This window comes from Anaeromyxobacter sp. PSR-1 (assembly GCF_000964525.1).
In the GTDB taxonomy this organism is placed as follows: domain Bacteria; phylum Myxococcota; class Myxococcia; order Myxococcales; family Anaeromyxobacteraceae; genus Anaeromyxobacter.
The window spans coordinates 1-2,377 of record NZ_BAZG01000319.1; the positions used below are offsets into that span (position 1 = coordinate 1).

3 protein-coding genes are annotated in these 2,377 nt (G+C 75.4%); all 3 read right to left on the reverse strand.

From position 1 onward, the window contains the following. Positions 1 to 499 (reverse strand): DUF222 domain-containing protein (locus PSR1_RS22930; protein WP_152643430.1); only part of this gene is annotated, 499 nt, incomplete at its 3' end. A gap of 373 nt (positions 500 to 872) precedes the next feature. Then, positions 873 to 1,685 (reverse strand): ABC transporter ATP-binding protein, encoded by an 813-nt coding sequence (locus PSR1_RS22935; RefSeq protein ID WP_059439605.1) that lies wholly within the window; start codon positions 1,683 to 1,685, stop codon positions 873 to 875. Further along, a partial coding sequence (locus PSR1_RS22940) for an iron ABC transporter permease (protein WP_059439606.1) occupies positions 1,682 to 2,377 on the reverse strand: 696 nt, incomplete at its 5' end. The genes PSR1_RS22935 and PSR1_RS22940, both read right to left, overlap by 4 nt.

Below are 2,377 nucleotides of genomic sequence, written 5' to 3' on the forward strand. Positions count from 1 at the left end.
GTGAAGCAACCCGTGCGGGTTCCCGGGACGCAGCGTCGCGTGAGTCGGCCACCGAAATGACCGCAGGCACGGTGGCCCGGATCGGAACGACGACCTCGCGTCGGGGCGGGTTCTCGACCGGTCGGATGGAAGCGGCGACGGCGGCGGCGTCGCGGCTCGAGAGACCGAAGAACCGCGGCATGATCTCGGCACAGTTCTCCGTCGTCACCACCTTCGCCAGCTCGCAGACCGACGAGAGGCACAGTTTTCCATCCCGGAGCGCCTCCTGGACGGCGGGGTAGCGCTGGATGAGGTCGGCCGCCGTCTTGCGGAGTTGCGCCGATCCCGCCGAGAGCTTCAGCTCCCGATGCAGGAACGAGAACAGCGAGGTGTGCCCCCGCTCACGCCACAGCGCCCGGCGGTCGAACTCCGCGAGCGCGACCAGGAACTCCGACATGGCGTGACGCTCGGAGCGGAGGAGAGCGACGAGACGGTTCGTGAACTCGAGTGCGATGTCCATGCCCGAAGCATCGCACGCGAATTTCGCGCTCCGTCAAACGCACGAGAACGCCTCAGGATGCGCGAACGCGGCATGGGTGCCGCGACCCCTCGACTCCCGCTGGCGCGCCGCGCCGCCGCCCGGGAGACGCGCTGAGGACCCTCGCTCGCGCCTGCCCGCCTGCGGAATCCGGCCGACGTCGAGAACACGTCAAGCGTTCACTGCAAGACAAATGGGTGCTTCACCCGCGCGCCCCACGCGTCCCCGCGCCCCGCGCCCCAACATCAGGCCTCTCGCGAGCCGATCTCGCCGTCGCGGTTCCGGTCACACGGCACCGCCCCCGACCCCGCCGCACCCCCACAGCCCATGAACGCCCGCCCATCAGAACCGGCGCCTACTCCCCCCGCCCGATGGCCGGCAGCACCACCGGCGCGCCCGTCACGCCGTTCTCGCCGCGCCACACCGGCACCTCCCACACCTCTCGCACCCGCTCGGCCGTGATCACCTCGTCCGGCGCCCCCTCGGCGACCACGCGGCCGCGCGAGAGCACCACCAGGCGGTCGCACGCGGCGGCGGCCAGGTTGAGATCGTGCAGCACCGCCACCACGCACAGCCCGCCGCGCGCGGCCACGCGGGCCATCCGCATGGCGGCCACCTGGTGACCGAGGTCGAGGAACGCGGTGGGCTCGTCGAGCAGCAGCACCCGCGGCTCCTGCGCGAGGGCGCGGGCGAAGAACACGCGGCGCCGCTCGCCGCCGGAGAGCGCGTCGAGGCGGCGGCCGGCCAGGTGCACGAGGTCGCACGCCTCCAGCGCGCCCTGCACCGCGCCGTGGTCGAAGCGGGACGGCACCGCCAGCAGCCCCTGCCGCGGCGCGCGGCCCATCATCACCGCGTCACGTACGGTGAAGGGCCACGTCAGCCGCGGCTCCTGCGGGACGAGCGCGCACACCTGCGCCACGGCGCGCCGCGGGGCGGCGGCCGGGTCGAGCCCGGTCAGGCGCACCGTGCCCTGGGCGGGCGCGGCCAGGCCGGCGATGAGCCGGACCAGCGTGGACTTGCCCGCGCCGTTCGGCCCCAGCAGCCCCACGAACTCGCCCTCCCGCGCCGAGAACGACACGTCCTCGAGCGCCGCGCGGGCGCCGTAGCGGAACGTGACCCCGCGCACGTCCACCATGGGCGCCCCCGCGCCGGCGGCCGGGCCGCTCATCGCGCGCCCTCCGCCTCGGGGCGCCCGGTCCGCCGCAGCAGCCACAGGAAGAACGGGCCGCCCAGGAACGCGGTGACCGCGCCCACCGGCGGCTCGGTGCCGAGCGGGAGGAACGCGAGGCGCGCCAGCGCGTCGGCGAGCACCAGGAACGCGGCGCCGAACAGCGCCGACGCCGGGACGAGCAGCCGGTGGTCCGGGCCGACCACCCGCCGGACCAGGTGCGGGACGATGAGCCCCACGAACCCCACCATCCCGGCCAGCGCCACCGCCGCGCCGGTGGCGGCGCTCGCCGCGAAGAACACCGCGGCGCGGTCGCGCCGCACGTCGAGCCCGAGCGACGCCGCCTCCTCGTCGCCGAGCGTGAGCAGGTTGAGCCGCGCCGAGAGCGCCACCAGCGCGCCCACCGACAGCAGCACCAGGGCGGCGCCGAGCGCCAGCGTCCCGGGTGCCTCGTAGCCGACCGCGCCGAGCAGCCAGTACATGAGGCGGCCGGCCTGCTCCGGCGGGACGAGCATCTTGAGCAGGGTGATGACGCCGGCCGCGAACGCGTTGAACACGATGCCCACGAGCAGCGCCGCCTCGGGCACCAGGCGGCCGCCGATCCGGCCCAGGCCGAACACGATGGCCGTCGCGGCGACGGCCCCGGCCACCGCGCCCGCCGCGACCGGCGGCGCGCCGCCCAGCGCCTCGCC